18 protein-coding genes are annotated in these 20,539 nt (G+C 74.3%); 10 read left to right on the top strand and 8 right to left on the bottom strand.

What is annotated here, in order from left to right:
* Positions 1 to 23: 23 nt before the first annotated feature.
* From Q2K16_RS11505 to Q2K16_RS11515, 3 genes are all read right to left on the bottom strand, one after another.
* Complete coding sequence (locus Q2K16_RS11505; protein WP_302745270.1) at positions 24 to 971, bottom strand: ROK family glucokinase; 948 nt, start codon at positions 969 to 971, stop codon at positions 24 to 26.
* 73 nt (positions 972 to 1,044) lie between these two features.
* Positions 1,045 to 1,719, bottom strand: coding sequence for a hypothetical protein (locus Q2K16_RS11510; protein ID WP_302745272.1), 675 nt, complete (start codon positions 1,717 to 1,719; stop codon positions 1,045 to 1,047).
* A gap of 37 nt (positions 1,720 to 1,756) precedes the next feature.
* Positions 1,757 to 2,209: an SRPBCC family protein gene (locus tag Q2K16_RS11515; protein WP_302745274.1), complete on the bottom strand. Its 453-nt coding sequence runs from the start codon at positions 2,207 to 2,209 to the stop codon at positions 1,757 to 1,759.
* Between the two features lie 167 nt (positions 2,210 to 2,376).
* Here Q2K16_RS11515 and Q2K16_RS11520 point away from each other — a divergent pair, with 167 nt between their 5' ends.
* The 5 genes from Q2K16_RS11520 (at position 2,377) to Q2K16_RS11540 (ending at position 9,329) form a co-directional block, all read left to right on the top strand.
* Positions 2,377 to 4,176, top strand: coding sequence for an AMP-dependent synthetase/ligase (locus tag Q2K16_RS11520; protein WP_302745276.1), 1,800 nt, complete (start codon positions 2,377 to 2,379; stop codon positions 4,174 to 4,176).
* A 14-nt stretch (positions 4,177 to 4,190) separates the two neighbouring features.
* On the top strand, positions 4,191 to 5,882 hold the full coding sequence (locus Q2K16_RS11525; RefSeq protein WP_302745278.1) for a GAF domain-containing sensor histidine kinase: 1,692 nt from the start codon (positions 4,191 to 4,193) through the stop codon (positions 5,880 to 5,882).
* Positions 5,883 to 5,889: 7 nt separating this feature from the next.
* Positions 5,890 to 6,558, top strand: coding sequence for a response regulator transcription factor (locus Q2K16_RS11530; protein ID WP_007072219.1), 669 nt, complete (start codon positions 5,890 to 5,892; stop codon positions 6,556 to 6,558).
* Between the two features lie 208 nt (positions 6,559 to 6,766).
* On the top strand, positions 6,767 to 7,576 hold the full coding sequence (locus Q2K16_RS11535) for an SAM-dependent methyltransferase (protein WP_302745301.1): 810 nt from the start codon (positions 6,767 to 6,769) through the stop codon (positions 7,574 to 7,576).
* The gene (locus Q2K16_RS11540; protein WP_302745303.1) at positions 7,569 to 9,329 is read left to right on the top strand and encodes a putative bifunctional diguanylate cyclase/phosphodiesterase; all 1,761 of its coding nucleotides are present in this window, start codon (positions 7,569 to 7,571) and stop codon (positions 9,327 to 9,329) included. The genes Q2K16_RS11535 and Q2K16_RS11540 overlap by 8 nt, the downstream gene beginning before the upstream one ends.
* A 55-nt stretch (positions 9,330 to 9,384) precedes the next feature.
* Here Q2K16_RS11540 and Q2K16_RS11545 read toward each other — a convergent pair whose 3' ends face one another.
* From Q2K16_RS11545 to Q2K16_RS11565, 5 genes are all read right to left on the bottom strand, one after another.
* Complete coding sequence (locus Q2K16_RS11545; protein ID WP_302745305.1) at positions 9,385 to 10,524, bottom strand: glycosyltransferase family 4 protein; 1,140 nt, start codon at positions 10,522 to 10,524, stop codon at positions 9,385 to 9,387.
* Positions 10,521 to 11,780, bottom strand: a complete 1,260-nt coding sequence (locus Q2K16_RS11550) for a M48 family metallopeptidase (protein ID WP_302745306.1) — start codon at positions 11,778 to 11,780, stop codon at positions 10,521 to 10,523. Before Q2K16_RS11550 ends, Q2K16_RS11545 begins: the two co-directional genes overlap by 4 nt.
* A 141-nt stretch (positions 11,781 to 11,921) precedes the next feature.
* Complete coding sequence (locus tag Q2K16_RS11555; RefSeq protein WP_302745307.1) at positions 11,922 to 12,131, bottom strand: hypothetical protein; 210 nt, start codon at positions 12,129 to 12,131, stop codon at positions 11,922 to 11,924.
* Positions 12,132 to 12,306: 175 nt separating this feature from the next.
* Positions 12,307 to 12,810: a flavoprotein gene (locus tag Q2K16_RS11560; protein WP_302745308.1), complete on the bottom strand. Its 504-nt coding sequence runs from the start codon at positions 12,808 to 12,810 to the stop codon at positions 12,307 to 12,309.
* A 310-nt stretch (positions 12,811 to 13,120) separates the two neighbouring features.
* Complete coding sequence (locus Q2K16_RS11565) at positions 13,121 to 14,590, bottom strand: NYN domain-containing protein (RefSeq protein ID WP_302745310.1); 1,470 nt, start codon at positions 14,588 to 14,590, stop codon at positions 13,121 to 13,123.
* A gap of 127 nt (positions 14,591 to 14,717) precedes the next feature.
* On the opposite strand from Q2K16_RS11565, the gene Q2K16_RS11570 reads away from it, so the two are divergent.
* The 5 genes from Q2K16_RS11570 (at position 14,718) to Q2K16_RS11590 (ending at position 20,475) form a co-directional block, all read left to right on the top strand.
* Positions 14,718 to 16,475, top strand: coding sequence for a DEDD exonuclease domain-containing protein (locus Q2K16_RS11570; RefSeq protein ID WP_302745311.1), 1,758 nt, complete (start codon positions 14,718 to 14,720; stop codon positions 16,473 to 16,475).
* Between the two features lie 128 nt (positions 16,476 to 16,603).
* The gene (locus Q2K16_RS11575) at positions 16,604 to 18,391 is read left to right on the top strand and encodes a RelA/SpoT family protein (RefSeq protein WP_302746445.1); all 1,788 of its coding nucleotides are present in this window, start codon (positions 16,604 to 16,606) and stop codon (positions 18,389 to 18,391) included.
* 67 nt (positions 18,392 to 18,458) lie between these two features.
* Entirely contained in the window at positions 18,459 to 18,980 is a 522-nt protein-coding gene (locus Q2K16_RS11580; RefSeq protein WP_302745312.1) for an NUDIX hydrolase, read from the top strand.
* Positions 18,977 to 19,837 (top strand): sugar phosphate nucleotidyltransferase, encoded by an 861-nt coding sequence (locus Q2K16_RS11585; RefSeq protein WP_302745313.1) that lies wholly within the window; start codon positions 18,977 to 18,979, stop codon positions 19,835 to 19,837. Before Q2K16_RS11580 ends, Q2K16_RS11585 begins: the two co-directional genes overlap by 4 nt.
* A gap of 23 nt (positions 19,838 to 19,860) precedes the next feature.
* The gene (locus Q2K16_RS11590; protein ID WP_302745314.1) at positions 19,861 to 20,475 is read left to right on the top strand and encodes a hypothetical protein; all 615 of its coding nucleotides are present in this window, start codon (positions 19,861 to 19,863) and stop codon (positions 20,473 to 20,475) included.
* The last annotated feature ends 64 nt before the right edge of the window (positions 20,476 to 20,539 follow it).

Genomic DNA, 20,539 nt, shown 5'->3' on the forward strand with positions numbered 1-20,539 from the left:
CTCCGGCCCGGTCGGCGCGGCGCTCATCGGCGGCGGGCCAGGTCGGCGGCGCCGATGACGCCGGCGCTGTTGCCCAGCTCGGCGGGGCGTACCTCGGCCACCGGGAGCCGGCTGCGCTGGGCCAGGGCGTCGGTGAAGGACCGCCGGGTCGGGCCGAGCAGCAGGTCACCGGCGTCGACCACGCCGCCGCCGACCACCAGCACCTGCGGGTCGAGGATCTGCGCCATGTCGGCGAGGCTGGTGCCGAGCCAGCGGCCGATCTGGGCGAACGCCTCGGCCGAGATCGGGTCGCCGGCCTGGGCGGCGGTGGTGACCATCGGGCCGGTGATCGCCTCGGCTTCGCCGCCGGCCAGCTCCAGCAGGGCGGTGGCGCGCTGCGGCTCCTGCCGGGCGCCGGCGCGGGCGAACCGGACCAGGGCGCTGCCGCTGGCGTACTGCTCGATGCAGCCGAGCCGGCCGCAGCCGCACTGGTGGCCGTCGGGGACGGTGAGCATGTGCCCCAGCTCGGCGGCGATGCCGTGGGCGCCGCGGACCAGTTCGCCGCCGAGGACGATGCCGCCGCCGACGCCGGTGCCGATGGTGAACATGACCATGGAGTCGTCGGCGTCGCGGGCCGCGCCGTGCCGGAACTCGGCCCAGGCCGCCACGTTGCCGTCGTTCTCGACGATCACCGGGAGCCCGGTGGCGGCGCCGACGTAGTCGCGCAGCGGTTCGTCGCGCCAGGCCAGGTTGGGGGCGAACAGCACGGTGGAGCGGGACGCGTCGATCCAGCCGGCCGCGCCGATCCCGACAGCGTCGACCCGGTGGCCGGTGGACAGCTCGGTGACCAGTTCGATGATGACGTCGCGGGTCTTGCCGACGTCGTCCGCGGGGGTGTCCCGCCGGGCCTGCACGAGCACCCTGCCGGTGTCGTCCACGACACCGCCGGCCACCTTCGTGCCACCGACGTCGACTCCGATGGTCAGCGTCACCGCGGCCACTCCCCTCTGCTGTGCTGCCCGGCATCGGCCGAAACCGGCCGTACGCTGCCGGGATGTCCGGTGGTCAGGCCCCGTCGCCTGGTGCGTCCCCGTCCGCGCCGGCCGGCGCGCGCGAGGTGGGCACCACGGGACCGTCGGCCACGGGCCGGACCTGCTGGGCCGGCGCGGCCGGCCCGGCGTCGTCGACGGGCGGTGCGGCGGCGGCCGGTTCGACCGCGTCCTCCGCCCGGGTGGCGGCGGACCAGACGTCCCGCTCCGGCGCCGACGCAGAATCATGCCCGGTGCGGGTGGCCTCGCGCCACACATGATCGGCTCCGGAATTGGAAGGGCCGGTCGGCGCGGCGGCGTCACCTGACGCCCCGGGGGTCGCTTCCCCCGCTCCGGGCGGGCCGAACGCGCGCATCAGGCTGGCGACGCCGGCCGCCAGATCCCCCGCCCCGGTGGCGAGCCGCTCGGCGAATTCGGGACTGGGATCGCGCAGGGCGGCGACCGCCCGGCAGATCGGACAGATGCAGCACTCGGGCGATCCGGTGGCGAAACCCTCCGCCCGGTGGTTGCCGCCGGTCGACCGGGACGCGCCGGCACTGTGACCGAGGACACCCGAGACGATCCCACCGAGCGGACCCCACGGTCCCGCACCCGGGCCGCCGCCGGCGGACGCCAGCCGGGCCGTCGCGAGCAGCGTGGCGACCAGCCGTTCCGCTTCCTCCCGGGCCGAGCCCGGTTCCGTTGCGCCCATGGTCGGCTCCTCCGTCGTGTCGCCGGCCGTCGCGTCGCTACGCCGCACCGGTTGCTTCTACCCGGCGCTTGAGCTGCTTCAACGCCGCATCCATGATCATTTTCTCGGCCTTGCGGCGAAACATGCCGAGCATGCCCACCGACAACTCGACCTCCAGCGTGTAGGTCACCGTGCAGGTGCCGTCCGGGTTGCCGACCAGGTCGTACGACCCACGCTGGGACTTTTGCATCTTCGACGGCGTCACCAGGTGCCACTCGATGCGGGACAGGTCCTCGGCGTACTCGTAGGCCAGCACGTACTCGTCGGCCATCACCCCGGCGTCGATGGTGAACCGGACCTGGCTGGCGTAGCCGTCCTCGTACTCCTCGACGACCTCGGTCCGGCGCACCGCCTCGGTCCACTCGGGGTAGCGCGCGAAGTCGCAGATGACCGCCGCGACCCGGTCCGGTGACGCGCCGATGACGATCGACTGGGTGGAGGAGTCCGCCATGGGGGGAGGCTACCCGGCGCGGCGGACGGATGCCCCGCTCCACCCCCGGGCCGGGGTCGGGCCGGTGGACGGGCAACCTGGCTGGGGCATCCGCCCGGCCGGCCGGGTAGGTTTCGACCATGCCGGCCCGTGGTCGGTCCGGCCAGTGCGAGCACGAGGGAGTGCAGGTGCGCGAGTTCTCCGTCCCGCCGATCGTCACCATCGGCGACGCGGCAAACCTGACCGACCCGGTCTGGGACAACGCCGCGGCCGCACCCGACGCGGTGCAGTTCGTCAGGCCCACCGTCGAGGGTCGCGCCCGGGTCGACGTCACCTGCCGGCAGTTCCGCGACGAGGTGGTGGCGGTGGCCCGGGGGCTGGCCGGCGCGGGGATCTCCCCCGGCGACCGGGTCGCCCTGATGAGTCGCACCCGCTACGAGTGGACCCTGCTCGACTACGCCATCTGGGCCGCCGGGGCGGTCACCGTGCCGATCTATGAGACCTCCAGCGCCGAACAGGCGGCCTGGATCCTCGCCGACTCCGGCGCGGTCGCGGTAGTGGTCGAGACCAACAGCCACGCCACCCTGGTCGCCGGGGTCCGCGACCGGTTGCCCGAGCTGCGCGCGGTCTGGCAGATCGAGCTGGGCGGGGTCGACGAGATCGTCGCCGCCGGCACGTCGGTCGACCCGGACGAGATCGAGCGCCGCCGTACCTCGGTCCGCGCCGGCGACGTTGCCACGATCATCTACACCAGCGGCACCACCGGCCGCCCCAAGGGCTGCGTGCTGACCCACCGCAACATGTACGCCGACATCGCCAACGCGGTGCCGGTGCTGCCGAACCTGTTCCGGCCGGGGGCCTCGACCCTGCTGTTCCTGCCGCTGGCGCACGCCTTCGCCCGGCTCATCCAGATCGGTGTGGTGCAGGCGCGGGCCACGATGGCGCACTGCGCCGACACCCGCAACCTGGTCGCCGAACTCCAGGAGTTCCGGCCGACGTTCGTGCTCTCGGTGCCGCGGGTCTTCGAGAAGGTCTACAACGGCGCCCGGCAGAAGGCCGAGGCCGACGGCAAGGGCGCGATCTTCGACCGGGCGGAGAAGGTCGCCATCGCCTGGAGCGAGGCGCAGGAGACCCCGGGCGGTCCCGGGTTCGCGCTGCGCGCCCAGCACGCCGTCTTCGACCGGCTGGTCTACCGCAAGCTGCGGGCCGCCCTCGGTGGCCGCTGCCGGGACGCGATCTCCGGTGGCGCCCCGCTCGGCGCCCGGCTCGGGCACTTCTTCCGGGGCATCGGGGTGACCATCTGCGAGGGGTACGGCCTCACCGAGACCTCCCCCGCCGCCGCGGCCAACCTGCCCACCGGCACGAAGATCGGCACGGTCGGCCGGCCGCTGCCCGGCGTGACGATCCGGATCGCCGACGACGGCGAGATCCTGATCGCCGGCGACCTGATCTTCCAGGGCTACTGGAAGAACGAGGCGGCCACCGCCGAGGCGCTCGCCGACGGCTGGTTCCGCACCGGCGACCTGGGGCACCTCGACGACGACGGCTTCCTCAGCATCACCGGCCGCAAGAAGGAGATCATCGTGACGGCCGCCGGCAAGAACGTCGCCCCGGCGGTGCTGGAGGACCAGGTCCGGGCGCATCCGCTGGTCAGCCAGTGCCTGGTGGTCGGCGACCGGCAGCCGTTCATCGCCGCCCTGGTCACCGTCGACGAGGAAGCGCTGCCGAAGTGGCTGGCCGCGCACGGCCTGCCCGAGGACACCCCGGTCGGGCAGCTCGTGGAGCACGACGCGCTGCGGGCCGAGATCCAGGGCGCGGTGGACACCGCCAACCTGGCCGTCTCCAAGGCCGAAGCGATCAAGGTGTTCCGCATCCTGCCCCGTGACTTCACCGAGGCGACAGGCGAGTTGACCCCCTCGCTCAAGGTCAAGCGGCAGGTCGTCCACAAGACGTACGCGGCCGAGATCGCGGAGATCTACCAAGGCTGACTACGATCCGTCACGTGCCCGCCTCCACAGCCGTCCGCCCCCAGACGCGTCCCGTCGCCGCCGCCGCGCGTGCGGTGATGCTCGCGCTGGTCGGCGCACTGACCCTGATCGCCACCCGCGATCCCGCCCAGCTCTGGTGGATCGCCCTGCTGGCGGTCGCCGGAACGCCCGCCCTGCTCGCCCCCGAGCACCGGCTGCTCGGCCCGTTGAGCCGGCTCGCCGAGGCGGTGGTGATCGGGCTGGCCGCCAGCCAGGTCGCCGTCGAGGCCGCCCTCGGCGCGTCGGTCGGCGGGCTGGGCGCCTCGGCGGTGCTGCCGTACCTGGCGGTGCCGGTGACCGTCACCGCGCTGCGCCGGCAGTTCCGCGAGGGGGCGGTGCTGCTCGGGGTCACCGCGGCCACCCTGCTGGTGGCGGGTGCCTTCACCGAGGTCGACGGTGGGCGGCAGCTCGGCCAGCCCGGCTACCTGGCGGTCTGCGCGCAGTGGCTGATCCTCGCCGGGCTCGGCCTCTACGCCGCCGGCACGCTGCACCAGGTGATGCGGGTCCGGGCCGAGGGCAAGCCCCAGCCGTACGCCGAGGCGACCCGGCTGCTGACCCAGTTGCGCACGGTCGCCCGGCAACTGCCCGGGGCCACCCTCGACCCGGGCGGCATCTCCGAACACCTGCTGGAGGAGCTGCGTACCGTCGCCCCCGGCAACCGGGGCGCGGTGCTGTCGGCCAGCGGCGGCGGGCGGCTGGTGGTGCTCGCCCAGGTCGGGGTGGACCGGGTCGACTGGGAGACGACGCTGGACGCCGACTCGGCGATCGCCGATGCCTGGGCCAGCCAACAGCCGCAGACCTCGGCCCGGTCGCAGGCCCGCTCGCACACCGGCGGGGACGTCTCGGCGCTGATCGTGCCGCTGGTCGCCGGGGTCCGTACGGTCGGGCTGGTGGTGCTGGAGGCGGACGCGGCGCACGCCTACCCGCCGCCGGTGGTGTCCCGGGTGACCGCGCTGACCGGCCCGGCGGCGCTGCGCCTGGAGGCGGCGCTGCTCTTCGACGAGGTGCGGTCGCTGGCCACCAACGAGGAACGGCAGCGGCTGGCCCGGGAGATCCACGACGGGGTGGCGCAGGAACTGGTGATGGTCGGCTACGGCATCGACAACGCGCTCGCCTACGTCGACGAGGACCCGAAGGAGACCGCGGAGGCGCTGCGCACCCTGCGCGCCGAGGTGACCCGGGTGATCACCGAGCTGCGGCTGAGCCTGTTCGAGCTGCGCAGCGAGGTGGACCGGCACGGCGGCCTGGCGGCGGCGATCGCCGAGTACGCCCGTACCGTCGGCGCGTCGGGCGGGTTGCGGGTGCACCTGTCGCTGGACGAGTCGACCGCCCGGCTGCCGGCCGCCACCGAGGCCGAGTTGCTGCGCATCGCCCAGGAGGCGGTGACCAACGCCCGCAAGCACGCCGGGGCGTCGAATCTCTGGGTCACCTGCGAGGTGGACCCCCCGTACGCACAAATTGAAGTGTCGGATGACGGTCACGGCATCGGTGACCAGCGTACCGACGGTCACTACGGCCTTGCGATCATGGCGGAGAGGGCGGAACGTATCCGGGGCCGGTTGGAGATCAGTCCCCGGCAACCCAGTGGTACGACCGTGGCGGTGGTGGTGGGTTCGTCGCCCCGGCGCGATAACGTGCGTGGCAGCGCAGCAGCAGAAGTGGAGTAATTCGAGGATGACCACAAGCCCGACACCGGCCACCCGTACCAAGGTCCTCCTTGTCGACGATCACGATCTGATCCGCAAGGGGCTGCGGCACGCCTTCGAGCGGGACCGTCAGTTCGAGGTCGTCGGCGAGGCCGCCACGGCGGCGGAGGGCGTGCGCCAGGCCGGCGCGCTGCAACCGGACGTCGTGATCATGGATCTGCGGCTTCCCGACGGCAGCGGCCTGGAGGCCACCCGGGCGCTGCGCAAGTCCAGCGCGTCGATGGGCATCGTGGTGCTCACCATGTACGCCGGTGACGACCAGCTCTTCGGCGCGTTGGAGGCGGGGGCGAGTGCCTTCGTGCCGAAGACCGCGCCCGCCGACGAGGTGGTGGCCGCCGCCCGGCACGCCGCCTCCTCGCCCAGCGCGTTCACCGCCGCCGACCTGGCCGAGGCGATGAAGCGCCGGCTGGCCCCGTCCGGCCCGCAGCTCTCCCCCCGCGAGGGGCAGGTGCTGCGGCTGCTCGCCGACGGCATGAGCGTGGCCGGCATCGCCAAGCAGCTCTTCGTCAGCGAGTCCACCGCCAAGACCCACATCTCGAAGCTCTACGAGAAGCTGGGCGCGGCCAACCGGGCGCAGGCGCTGATGACCGCCCTGCGGCTGGGCCTGCTCGAGGCGCCGGACGCCCCGAAGTTCTGAGGCGGGGGCCACCCCCGCCGGGCCGGCAGGCCCGGGTCCGCCCCGGACCCGGGCCTGCCGTCGGCACACCACCGGTTCGACTGCGTCCCGTGAGGGACCGGTCGCGCGCTGATCACGGTCTTTGCACCCGGGCGGCGGACGGGCAGAATACCCGGGTGAACCGCACGGTCGACGATGTTCGCGGTGGTACTCGACAAAGGGGTTGGGGATGCAGCGACCGAACTGGGCACCCGACGACATCGACATCGAACGCCCCAGTGTCGCCCGCATGTACGACTACTACCTCGGCGGCTCACACAACTTCGCCGCCGACCGGGTCGCCGCCCGGGCGATGGTGGAGGCGGTGCCCGACGCGCCGCTGATGGCCCAGGCCAACCGGGCCTTCCTGCGCCGGGTGGTGCAGCACCTGGTCGACTCCGGCATCCGCCAGTTCCTCGACATCGGCTCCGGCATCCCCACCGTCGGCAACGTGCACGAGATCGCCCAGCGGGCCGACCCGCGGGCCCGGGTGGTCTACGTCGACGTCGACCCGGTCGCCGTCGCGCACAGCCAGGAGATCCTCGCCGGCAACCCGAACGCCACCGTCGTGCAGGAGGACCTGCGCCGGCCGGAGGCGATCCTGGCGCACCCCGAGGTGACCCGGCTGATCGACTTCTCCCAGCCGGTGGCCGTGATGATCGTGGCGGTGCTGCACTTCATCCCGCACTCCGACCATCCCGAGGACACCCTGCGGACGCTGCGCACCGCGCTGGCCCCGGGCAGCTACCTGGTCCTCTCCCAGGCCAGCGACGACACCCGCGGCGGGACCGAACGGGCCGATGCGGAACGGGTCTACCGGCGCACCGACAACCCGCTGTGCATCCGCAGCCGCGCCGAGCTGACCGCGTTCTTCGACGGCTTCACGATCGTCGATCCGGGGGTGGTCTGGGTGCCGCAGTGGCGGCCCGACACGCCGGAGAACGCCGAGAACGCCGAGCAGGCCGTCTTCCTCGGCGGCGTCGGGCGTCTCGATGGGTGAGCCGGCGGGCCCCCGGACATCCTGCCCGGGCACGTTCGCCCGCGCCTGGGCCAAGGCGGTCTCCGGCACCAGCTACCTGCCGATGACCCAGGTCCAGCTGGAGGAACTGCTGCAACGGCTCACCGAGCGGCTGGCCGCCGCGCTGCGGGCCGAGCCGTTCGACCCGCGCATCGGTCACCAGGTGGGTGCGGAGCTGGTCGCCGCGCACATCGCCTCGGCGGAGGGGCTGGGGCGTACCGTCGAGGTCGTCCAGCTCCGCCTGCTGCGCGACCTCGGCCTGGTCGGCGACGACATCTCCGACCGGCTGGCCCGGTTGCTCGCCACCATCACCACCGGGTACGCCCGCGCGTTACGCGACCGGACCCTCGACGAGCAGGAGTCCATCCGGCGGGCGGCGATGGTGGCCCGCGCCCAGGCCGAACGGGCGCTACGCGACAGCGAGTCCCGCTTCCGCCACCAGGCGACCCACGACCCGCTCACCGATCTACCCAACCGCACCCTGTTCACCGAGCGGCTCGCCACCGCCCTCGCCGGCCCGGGGCGGGGTTCCGCCCGGGTGGGGGTGTGTTTCCTCGACCTCGACCGGTTCAAGGTGGTCAACGACTCCCTCGGCCACCAGCTCGGCGACGCCCTGCTCGTGCAGGTGGCGCAGCGGCTGAGCCGGGCGCTCGGCGAACACCTGGTGGCCCGCCTCGGCGGCGACGAGTTCGTCATCCTCGTCGAGCGCACCGACGGCACCGACGACGTGGTGAAGGTGGCGGAGGCGGCGCTCGCCGCGGTCGCCGAGCCGGCCCTGGTCGAGGGGCACGAGCTGACCGTCACCGCCAGCGCGGGCATCGTGGAACGGCCGGTGGCCGGCACCACCCCGGGTGAGCTGATGCGGGCCGCCGACAGCACCCTGCACTGGGCCAAGGCAGCCGGCGGTGCCCGCTGGGCGCTGTTCGACCCGGCCCGGCACCGCACCGAGCTGGCCCGGTACGCCCTGTCGGCGGCCATCCCCGCCGCCCTCGACCGGGGCGAGTTCTTCCTCGACTACCAGCCGCTGACGTCGCTGCGGGACGGCACCGTGGTCGGGGTGGAGGCGCTGGTCCGCTGGCGGCACCCCGAGCTGGGGGTGCTCGGCCCGGACAGCTTCATCGGCCTGGCCGAGGAGACCGGGCTGATCGTCCGGCTCGGCGGCTGGGTGCTCGCCGAGGCGTGCCGGGAGGCGGAGAGCTGGGCGGCCGGCGGCGGACCGGCCCCGTTCGTCAGCGTCAACCTCGCCGTCCGGCAGGTCCACCGGCCCGACCTGGTGCAGGAGGTGCGCGGACTGCTGGCGCAGACCGGGCTGCCGCCGCAACGGCTCCAGTTGGAGATCACCGAGAGCACCATGATGAGCACCGGCGCGGAGGACCCGGTCCGGGCCCTGCGGACGCTCAACGACCTGGGTGTCCGGATCGCCATCGACGACTTCGGCACCGGCTACAGCAACCTGGTCTACCTACGGGACCTGCCGGTGACCGAGCTGAAGGTGGCCGGCGAGTTCGTGACCAGGCTGCGCAGCCCGCAGGTCGACCCGGCCAGCCGCAACGACGAGCAGATCCTGGCCTCGCTGGTGTCGCTGGCCCACGCGCTGGACCTGACCGTCACCGCCGAGGGGGTGGAGACCGCCGACCAGGCCGACCTGCTGCGCGCCATCGGCTGCGACGCCGGCCAGGGCTGGCACTTCGGCAAGCCCGCCCCCGCCGCCCGCATCCTCGAACAGATCCGCTGACCCACCGCCGGGGCCTGCGCCCCGCCGGCCTGTCCGGCACGGGCCGGCCGACGGCTCAGCGGGGGGCGACGGTGCCGGTGAGCAGGTCCGTCAGGCGACGGGCCTGGGTCTCCCAGCGCCACTCCTTCTCCACCCAGGCCCGCCCGGCCGCACCGAGCTGCCGGGCCAGGTCCCGGTCGGCGAGCAGGGTGGCCACCCGGTCGGCGAGCACGGCGACGTCACGCCCCGGGACGACGTACCCGGTCTCGCCCTCGCGGACCGCGTCCGGTGCGCCGCCGGAGTCACCTGCCACCACCGGCAGCCCGGTCGCCGACGCCTCCAGGTAGACGATGCCGAGCCCCTCGACGTCCAGCCCCCGGTTGCGGGTACGGCAGGGCATCGCGTAGACGTCACCGGCCGCGTAGTGGGCGGGCAGCGCCTCCCACGGCACCGAGCCGGTGAACACCACGTCACGTTCCACACCGGTGGACCGGGCCAGCTTCTCCAGCGTGGCCCGGTACGGCCCGCCCCCGACCACCAGCAGCGCCGCGTCGGGCACCCGGCGGCGGATCGCCGGCAGAGCCCGGATCAGCGTGTCCTGGCCCTTGCGCGCGACCAGCCGGGAGACGCAGACCACCACCGGCCGGTCGGCCAGCCCGAGCCGGGCCCGCACCGGTGCGCCGTCCACCCCTGGGTGGTAGGTGTCCACGTCGACCCCGGGGGCGAGCCGGTGCAGCTCGGTGACGCCGCGCAGGGCGCGGTCCAGCCGTACCCGGGTGTAGTCGCCGAGGTAGGTGACCACGTCGGTGTCCCGGCCGATCCGGCGCAGCGCGGCGCGGGCCCCCGGCAGGGTCGCCCAGCCGGCCTCGTGGCCGTGGGTCAGCGCCACCGCGCGGCGGATGCCGGCCCGGCGGCGCAGCCCCCCGGCGAGCAGACCCAGCGGGGCGGCGGCACCGAACCACACCGTGTCGCAGCCGTGCTCCCGGGCCAGCCGGGCGGCCCGGCGGGCGACCCGGGGGGTGGGCAGCAGCACCCGGGTCGCGTCCCGGACCACCGGAAAGGGCTGCTCGGCGTCGAACCCGGCGCTGTCGCGCCAACTGGAGGCGTAGACCACCACCGAGCCGGGCGGCTGGCGGACCGCCAGGTGGTGCACGAACGACTGGATGCCGCCGGGGCGGGGCGGGAAGTCGTTGGTGACCAGCAGGGTCCGGGTCACCGGCCGGCCTCCCGGGCGTACGCGCGGGCGGCGGCCATCCGCTCCACCGTGGACGGGTGCGAGGCGAACCAGAGGTACTCCGCCCGGGGCGGGTCGGGGTCGGCCAGGTTGACCCCGGCGAGCCGGCGTTGCATCGCCTCGAAGGTGGCCGGGTCACCGGTGAGCGCCAGGGCGTGCGCGTCGGCCCGCGCCTCGACCCGGCGCGACACCATCGCCTGCACCGGGCCGGCGACCAGCCCGACGACTGTCACCAGGGCGATCAGCAGCGCGAACGCCCGGGGCTCGGCGATCGAGTCGACGCCGGCCCGGCGCAGCAGCGGCGTCCAGGAGCCGACCAGGTAGAGCGCGACGACCGCGGCGGCGGCCCCGAGCGCACCGGTCAGCGTGCCGGTCCAGACGTCGCGGTCCCTGGCGTGGCCCAGCTCGTGCGCCACGACGCTGGTCACCTCGGCCGGGGTGGCCTCGCGCAGCAGGGTGTCGTAGACCACCACCCGCCGGGTCGGCCCCAGACCGGAGACGTACGCGTTGACCGCCCGGGTGCGGCGGGAGGCGTCGGCGACCAGCACGTCCCGCACCGGTACGCCGTCGCGGGCGGCCAGTGCGGTCAACTCGGTGCGCAGCGGCCCCTGCTCCATCGGGGTGAACCGGTTGAACACCGGCTCCACCAGCACCGGCAGCACGAAGGACAGCAGCACCACCAGCCCGGCCGCGCCGGCCGCCCCGAACGCCCACCACCAGCGCGGGGCGAGCCGGGTGACGGTGTAGAAGCCGAGCAGCACGGTCGCGGCGAGCACCGCGCTGAGCGCGTACGACTTGAGCAGGTCGACCGTCCAGCCGCCCCAGCCCTGAGTGCTCAGCCCGTACCGGGTCAGCACCGACTGCCGCCAGGCGGCGAACGGGAGGGTGAGCAGGTCGGCGACGAGCACCACGGCGATCCCGCCGAGCACCGCGCGGGCGATCCAGTGGTCGCCGAACGGCCGGCCGGCCAGCTCGACCAGCCGCGCGCCGAGCGGGGTCAGCCCGAGCAGCAGGGCCACCAGCAGGCCGACGGCCATCCCGGTGTAGCGGCCGGGGCGCAGGGCCGCCTGCAACGCGCGCCCCCGGGCGACCTGGTCGGCGGGCAGGTCGCGCAGCGCGGCGAGTTGGTCGACGCGGGGGGCCGGGGGGCGGTTCCACGGGACCAGCAGGGCACCGACCACGACCAGGGCCAGCACCAGTGCCGCCAGGGTGAGCACCGCCCAGCCGCGCGGGGTCACCGGGGCACCCCGGGACCGGATCTGCGGGCGTGGCGTCGTACCCGTGTCATGCCGCCGCTCCTCCCGCCGTGAGCGCCCATCCTATGGCCCGCCGGCGCGGCCCCGCCGTGGTGTCCACCAGCCGCCGCTCCGGCGGGGCGGTCAGGCGACCCGGCGGCGGGTCGACCGGGCCCGGCGGGTCTCGTGGGCCAACACCTCCACCTCGAAGCCGGAGCGGGTGAGCACCTCGATCGCCCGGTGCTCGGCGGCACCCAGGCCGGCCACCGGGGAGTCGGTGTCGAGCAGGGCCGTCACCAGGCAGCCGGCGCAGCCCGCACCCCGGACCCGGCAGCCGTCGCAGTCGATGAGCATCGTGCCTCCTGACGCAGTGCGGCGTCTGGCGGCAGACCCTCGTCACCACCCGAGCACCGTCGGTCAGGTCGGACACTACCCATCGGGTACGACACAACCGGACAACCAGTGATCAACACGGGCCGCGGTGGTGGAAAACGGCGCACACGGGATGACTCGCCCGCCTCCCCTGGCTTCAGGCGGAGGGCCCGGCACCCTCTCGACTCACGATGTCGGCGACAACGGACGGCCAGCCTGCGTCGTGAATCAGCGCCGTGACGTGCACGCCGACGTCCGCGAGTCGTTGGAGACTCGCAGCGTAGGCCGGGTGTGCGGCGAGTTCGGGTTTGACGTTCGGAAAGGCGTGGATCGGTATCCCTGCGCCGAGCGCCTGATTGAGAATGCCGAGGGCGACACTGTCGTTGATTCCGAGTGCCCACTTGTTGATGACGTTGAACGTGGCTGGCGCGACCACGACCACGTCGGCCGTGGGATGAGGCTCTGGGTCTCCGGGCTGCCGCCACTCGACCCGGACGGGGTACCCGGTCCGGCGCGCCAGGGCATTGCGGTCGATCCACGTGGCGGCGGTGGGTGTGGCGGTGACGCACACGGTCCACCCGCCGCTGATCAGTAGGTCGATGAGTTCGGCAACCCGCAGGACGGGCGGTGCCGCCGCGACGACGAGGGCCAGTACGGGCATGTCACTCACACTCCCTTCACCTACCAGCACCCTAGTAACCATCTGTCGATGTCGCGGGTACGCAGATGCCACACCGATGCGTGACTTCGGCTCCTCTGACGCTGTGGTCGCTGCTCCCGCTCACCTCGACGCCGAGATACCCGGCCCGGGGCGGGTGCTGGGCTCCGGGGTGGTGTCGACCCGAACGACGCGACCCCGCCCCCGCCTGCCCGGACCACCCCACCCGGCGAGGACACGGACGTGATGAGGCGTACGCCCAGAACCGACGCCTCAAGAACGCCCTCCGCGACTGGCAGTCCGCCCACACCGCTCAGGAGCGGGCCAGTCGGCGCAGCAGTGAGTCGGCCCCCAGCGGGTACGCCCCGTGCCGGCGCACCCCGTCGGCGACCTCCCGGTCGGAGGAGACCACCACCACCGGACGGCCTGGCGGCTCGGCCCGGACCAGCCGGCGGATCAGCTCGTCGGCGGTCTCCCCCTTGCGGGAGAAGAGCACCCGCACCCCGCGCGGGGTGGGCGGCAGGCCGTGCATCCGCTCCGCCCCGTCGAAGACCACCGTCACCTCGTCGCCGGTCTGCGCGGCGATCCCGCCCAGCCCGGTGATCAGCCGTTTGCGCTGCTGTTCCAGGGACATCTCGCCGAACCCGCGCTTGGTGACGTTGTAGCCGTCCACCACCAGGTGCGCCCGGGGCAGGGCGAGCAGTTGGTCCAGCCGGGCCGGGTCGTCGGTGTCCCGGGCGCGGGCGGCCGGCCCGCCCTGCGCGACGGCCGGAGCGTCGGTGAAGGCGTCGGCCACGAAGTCGGCGGGGAGCTTGTCCACCGGGTCCAGGGCCAGTTCGCGACGCAGCCCCACGGCGGCCTGGCCGATCGTCTCCAGCAGCAGCCACAGCCGGGCGTCGTCGACCGAACGGGCCTCCTTGGCGCTGGCCTTGGCCACGCCCGCCGCCGCCTCGGCCTCGGCCAGCCGGGCCCGCGCCCGGCGCAGCTCGGCGTCGCTGTCGGCGGCGACGCGGGCGGCCCGGCCACGCTCGGTGGCGAGCAGCTCGGTGGCCCGGCGTTCCCGGGCCTGTGTCTCCCGCAGGCCGCGCTGGAGCTGGCGGTTCTCCTCCCGGAGCTGGCCGAGTTCCTCGCGGACCCGGGCCACCTCGTCGCGGAGCTTGTCCGCCTCGACCCGGGCCACCGCCCGGTCGTGCTCGGCCCGGGTGGCCCGCTGCTCGGCCTCGCGGACCAGCTCGGCGACGACCGCGCTGTCCGCCTCGGCCCGGACCGCCGCGCCACTGGCGTCGATCAGCTCCCGCCAGCCCCGGGGGCGGACCAGGTAGGCCAGGGCGGCCACCTCGACCGGGTCGGCGGCGGCCGGTGCGGTGCCCTCGACCACGGCCGCGCCCAGGTCACCGGCGTCGGTCAGCACCCGGGCGGTGACCCGCTGCCGGAACAGCGGGTCGGCGGTGAGCTGGGCGGCGATCACCGAGCCGCCGAGTCGGGCCCGCCGGTTGGGGGCGAACTTGGCCACCCGGCGCAGCGGCACCGGCACCTCGTCGGCGGGCAGACCGGGCAGGACCGCCGCGGTGAGCGCCACGATCCGTTGCCGGACCGGCTCGGGCAGGACGGGTTCCGGTTCCGGCAGCCCGTCCACCTGCTCACCGGCGTCGGATCCGTCGCTCGTGGGAGGGGTGGCCTCAGACTCGGGCGCCCCCGCACCCAGGTCCCCGCCGGCCCCGGGCGCGGCGGTGGACGACCCCTCCAGCGGGAGGTGGCCGTCGTGCGGGTCGGTGAGGGGCATGGGGCAAGTCTCCCACCGCGACCGGGCCCACCGCCGGATGAGTGAGCCGATCTCTCATCCTATGCCGCCAGGGGCCCCTGGGGCTGCGGTGACGGGAGTGTCGCACCGAACGGTTAGCCTGCCGCCCGTGGCACCTGGGGAGTACGTCCAGCAGACGCTGGCCGGTCTGGACCGGTCGGCCGATGGCGTCGATCCGGCCCTGCCGCTGTACGCGACGACGTTCGTGGTGGTCGACCTGGAGACCACCGGCGGCGCGCCCGACGGCGGGGGCATCACCGAGATCGGCGCGGTGAAGGTGCGCGGCGGTGAGGAGCTGGGAGTGCTCGCCACCCTGGTCAACCCGGGGGTGCCGATCCCGCCGTTCATCACCGTGCTGACCGGCATCACCCAGGCCATGCTGGTGCCCGCCCCGCCGATCGAGCAGGTGCTGCCGAGCTTCCTGGAGTTCGTCGCCGACGCCGTGCTGGTCGCCCACAACGCCCCGTACGACGTGGGTTTCCTCAAGGCCGCCTGCGCGAAGCACGGCTACCGCTGGCCCAACCCGCGGGTGCTGGACACGGCGGCGCTGGCCCGGCGGGTGCTCAGCCGCGACGAGGTGCCCAACCGCAAGCTGGGCACCCTGGCCGCCTACTTCCGCACCGCCACCCAGCCCACCCACCGGGCGCTCGACGACGCCAAGGCCACCGTGGACGTGCTGCACGGCCTGATCGCCCGGCTCGGTGGGCACCGGGTCGACACCGTCGGCGAGGCGATCGAGTTCTCCCGCGCGGTCAGCCCCACCCAGCGGCGCAAGCGGCACCTCGCCGACGGGCTGCCCCGGGGCCCCGGGGTCTACATCTTCCGGGCCGCCGACGACCGGCCGCTCTACGTCGGCACCTCCGGCGACATCGCCACCCGGGTCCGCAGCTACTTCACCGCCGCCGAGAAGCGGGCGCGGATGTCGGAGATGCTGGCCGCCGCCGAGCGGGTGGAGGCGGTGCAGTGCGCCCACCCGCTGGAGGCGGAGGTCCGGGAGCTGCGACTGATCGCCGCGCACGCGCCGCCGTACAACCGGCGGTCGAAGTACCCGGAACGGATGGTGTGGCTCAAGCTGACCGGTGGGCCGTACCCCCGGTTGTCGGTGGTGCGCGGCCTGGCCCCGGGCGACACCGCCTACCTCGGCCCGTTCCGTTCCACCCGGGCCGCCGAGCTGGCCGCCGCCGGGTTCCACGACGCGGTGCCGCTGCGCCAGTGCACCCACCGGCTGTCGCTGCGCACGGTCACGCCTGCCTGCGCGCTGGCCGAGCTGGGCCGCTGCCCGGCACCCTGCGAGCACCGGATCACCCCGCAGGAGTACGACGACCGCGCGGTCGCCCCGTTCCGCACCGCCACCACCAGCGACCCGCAGGTGGTGGTGGAGGCCCTGCTGGCCCGGATCGAGGCGCTGGCCGCCGCGCAGCGCTACGAGGAGGCGGCGGTGGTGCGCTCCCGACTGGCGGCGGTGCTGCGGGCCACCGTCCGGATGCAGCGGCTGGCCGGGCTGACCCGGATAGCCGAGCTGGCCGCCGCCCGGCCCGCCGCCGGGGGTGGCTGGGAGCTGGCGCTGGTCCGGCACGGGCGGCTCGCCGGGGCCGGGGTGTCCCCGCCGGGCGTCCACCCCCGACCGACGATCACCGCGATCCGGGCGACCGCCGAGACGGTGGAGCCGGGCGGGCACGGGCCGGTGCCCCGGGCCACCGCCGAGGAGACCGAACGCATCCTGTCCTGGTTGGAACGGCCGGAGACCCGGCTGGTGGAGATGACCTCCGAATGGTCGTCCCCGGTGGCCGGCGCGGGACGGTTCCGCGACCTGCTGGCGAAGGCCGAGGGCGGCGGGTCCCGCCAACTCTCGACCGAACGCTCATGAGCAAGTGTCCGATCGGACGACCTCGCCTCGCTTAGTCTGTTAAGGGAGTGCAGTCCTGCCCGTTTCGTGGGCCTGCTTCCGGTCGCCGGCGACGGTGACCGTGGAGCCGGGGTGAGGAGGTGTCCCTCGTGGACGTCGACGCCGGACACGGCGCCGCCCTGGGGGGTGCGCTCCCGGCCCAGCCGGGTGAGCTTCCCCTGGCCCGCCGGCTACGGTCCCTGCTGAGCTGGCCGGCCGGTGACGGTGACCCGGTGACCCAGCTGGTCCGCACCCACCGGGGCATCCATTCGAGCGCCGACGCCTCGGTGCTGCGCCGGGCGTACACGATCGCCGAGAACATGCACCGCGGGCAGTTCCGCAAGAGCGGCGAGCCGTACATCACCCATCCGCTGGCGGTCGCCCAGATCTGCGCCGACCTCGGGATGGACACCACCACTCTGGTCGCGGCCCTGCTGCACGACACGGTGGAGGACACCCGCTACACCCTCCAGGCGCTCAGTGAGGATTTCGGCCACGAGGTGGCGCACCTGGTCGACGGGGTGACGAAGTTCGACAAGGCGTTCTACGGCAAGGCCGCCGAGGCGGAGACGATCCGTAAGATGATCATCGCAGCCGGCAAGGACGTCCGGGTGCTGATCATCAAGCTGGCCGACCGGCTGCACAACATGCGTACCCTCGGGGTCCGCTCGGCCGCCTCGCGGGAGCGGATCGCCCGCAAGACCCAGGAGGTGCTGGTCCCGCTCTGCGACCGGCTCGGCATCCAGACCCTCAAGCGCGACCTGGACGACGTGGTGCTGCTGCACCTGGAACCCGACGAGCACGCCCGGCTGGCCCGGCACGTGCACGACCGGCCCGGCTGGGACGCCTACCTCGACGACGTGGTGGCCCAGGCCAAGGTGGCGCTGCGCCGTAGCCGGGTCGACGCCGAGGTGAGCGTCCGGCCCCGGCACCTCTACTCGATCTGGAAGGACACCGTGGCCGGCGGGCACACCGTGCCGTACGACCTGCCCCGGATCGTGATCGTGGTGGACGGCCCGGCCACCGACTGTTACGCCGCCCTCGGCGCGGTGCACGGCCGCTGGCGACCGGTCCCCGGCCGGTTCAAGGACTTCATCGCCTCCCCCAAGAACAACCTCTACCGTTCCCTGCACACCAGCGTCTGCGGCCCGCAGGACCGCACCGTCGAGGTGCTGATCCGCACCCGGGAGATGCACCGCTGCGCCGAGTACGGCGTGGCCGCCGACTTCCGCTTCCCCCGGGCCGCCACCGGGGCCAGCAACACCGACCAGCTCTCCTGGCTGCGCCGGGTCCTCGACTGGGAGCAGGAGGCGCCCGACCCGGCCCAGTTCCTCCAGTCGCTGCGGTGCGACCTGGCCGAGGCGCAGATCCAGGTGGTCGCCGACGGCCGGCAGGTGGTGCTCCCGGCCGGGGCCACCCCTGTCGACCTGGCCTACGAGTTGGGCACCGAGCGGGGCGACCACTGCCTCGCGGCGCGAATCAACGGCCGGCTCGCCCCGTTGGCCTCCGAACTGGACGAGGGCGACGTGGTGGAGATCTACACCGAGAGCGACGCGGAGAGCGGCTTCGAGGCGACCGCGGCCCCCCGGGGGCCCCGCCGCGAGTGGCTCGACTTCGTCAAGTCGCCGCACGCGCAGATGCAGATCAGCCGCTGGTTCACCGAACACGTCGAGCCCGGCATCTCCATCGCCGACAAGGTACGCCTGGGTCGGGCCACCATCGGCCTGGCGCTGCGCAAGCACGACCGCGGCCTGGCCAGCGACCTGCCGCTGCTGCGGCTGTCGGAGGAACTCGGCTACCCCGACCTGGAGACCCTGCTGGTGGCGGTCTTCGACCGGGCCGTCGAACCGGACACCGTGGTCCGCCAGCTCATCGACCTGGTCGACCATCGACAGTGACGCCCTGGCCGGGTGACCGGTCGCCCCGCACCCCACGGCAACGCACCGACGGCCTAGCCTGGAGACCATGATCCTCCGTTCCCGCGCCACCGGCCGGGCCGTCGCGTACAAGGTCTTCTACCGGCTGCCGGTCTCGGTACGTCGCCGCCTGGTCCGGCTCGCCGGGCCGAAGTACGTCGTCGGCGCGGTGGCCCTGGTCCGGGACAGCGGGGCCGCCGGGGCCGGCCGGCTCCTGCTGCTGCGTCAGCCCCCCGGGCACAGTTGGACGCTGCCCGCCGGCCTGCTCCGGCGCGGGGAGGCCCCGGTCGTCGGCGCCGCCCGCGAGCTGTACGAGGAGTCCGGCGTCCGGCTCGCCCCGGAACAGCTCCGGCCGGCCGTGCCGAACGCCGTGGTGCACACCCGGGGCTGGGTGGACATGGTCTTCGAGGCGGAGGTGCCCGCCGCCACGACGGAGCTGGCCGTGGACGGCGCGGAGGTCTTCGAGGCGGCCTGGCACCCGCTGGACGACCTGCCCCGACTGAGCCGGGCCACCGCCAACCTGCTCGGCCACTACGGCATCGGGCCGCAGGCCGGCCAGCCGACGACGTGACCGCCCCGGACGGGCTGTGCGCGGTGGTGCTCGCCGCCGGTGAGGGCACCCGGCTGCGTCCGCTGACCGCCGAGGTGCCCAAGGCGCTCTGCCCGGTCGGCAACGTGCCGCTGCTGGACCGGGCCCTGCACCGGCTCGCCGGGCTGGGCCTGACCGGGCCGCAGCGGGTGGCGGTGAACGCCTGCTACCTGGCCGACCAGGTGGTGAGGCACGTCGGCGACCGGGCGCACCTGTCGGTGGAGCCGGGTGACCCGTTGGGCACCGCCGGTGGCCTGGGCAACCTGCGGGACTGGATCGCCGGCCGGGGGGTGCTGGTCGGCAACGCCGACGCGTACCTGGCCGATCCCGGTGCGGCCCCCGGCCCGGACGTCGCGGCGCTGCTGGCCGGGTGGGACTTCCGGTCCGTACGCCTGCTGGGCCGGCCGGCACCCGACCCGCGCGCCCCCGGCACCTTCGACGGGCACGTCTTCACCGGCTTCTCGCTGCTGCCCTGGCACCGGGTGCGGGAGCTGCCGGCGAGCTTCGGTGACCTGGTCCGCACGGTGTGGCGGCCGGCGGAGGCGGCCGGCGAGCTGACCGTGGTGCCGTACCCGGGCACGTTCTTCGACACCGGCACGCCCGCCGACTACCTGGCGGCCAACCTGCACGCGGCCGGCGACGACGCGCTGGTCGCCCCGGACGCCACCGTCACCGGTCGGGCCCGGCACGCGGTGGTCGGCGCAGGCGCGGTGGTACGCGGCGACGTGGAACGCGTGGTGGTCTGGCCCGGCGCGACGGTCGGCCCGGACGAACGGCTCCGCGACGCGATCCGGGCCGCCGATGGGCTCACCGTGGCCGCCTCACCAGGCGGAGGTTGATCACCGGTGTCAGAATCACCGGCATGCAGCCCTCCGCGCCCCGGATCACCCTGTCGGTCGGTCACCGGTCGAGCCGTACCGGTCGGGTCGTCTCGTTGCTGGTGCTGGGTGTCCTCCTGACGGTGACCTGCGGCTGTGTCGGTGCCGTCCTCGGGACCGTGCTGAACGCGGCGGTCGGCGCGGGCACCTCGGGCAGCGCGGCGGTGCCGGCCGTCGTCGCGCTGCTGTCGGCCGGGCTGGTCGTCATCTTCGTCGGCCTGCTGGTGACCTCCATCGTGCGGAGCAGCGCGTGGCTGGAGGGCAGCCGGCTCACCGTGGTCGGGCTCACCACGAAGAGCGTCGACCTGCGGTCGGCCCGGTCGGTGTCGCTGCAGGCGGCGGCCGTCGCGCACACCGGTGTCTCCAGCGACGGTTCGCTGATCGCCACCGGCGCGGTCACCCGGACCCCGGTGCTCACCGTCACCGCCGACACCGGCACGGTCAAGCTGGGGCTGCGCAGCAAGGAGAGCCTGCTCATCCCGCCGCCCGAGATGTACGCCCTGGCCGCCGCGCTGGACACCGCCCGCTGCCCGGGGGCGCCGGAGGCGTCCGCCTGGCTGCGCGCCATGGCCGCCGACCCCCGCACCATGCTGCTCTGACCCACGCCGTACGGCACTAGCATGGTCAGCGACGGCAGGCCGGCGTCGCGCCGGGCACGACGAA

Origin of the sequence: Micromonospora cynarisoli (assembly GCF_030518815.1) — a bacterium.
GTDB classification, from domain to species: Bacteria; Actinomycetota; Actinomycetes; order Mycobacteriales; family Micromonosporaceae; genus Micromonospora; species Micromonospora wenchangensis.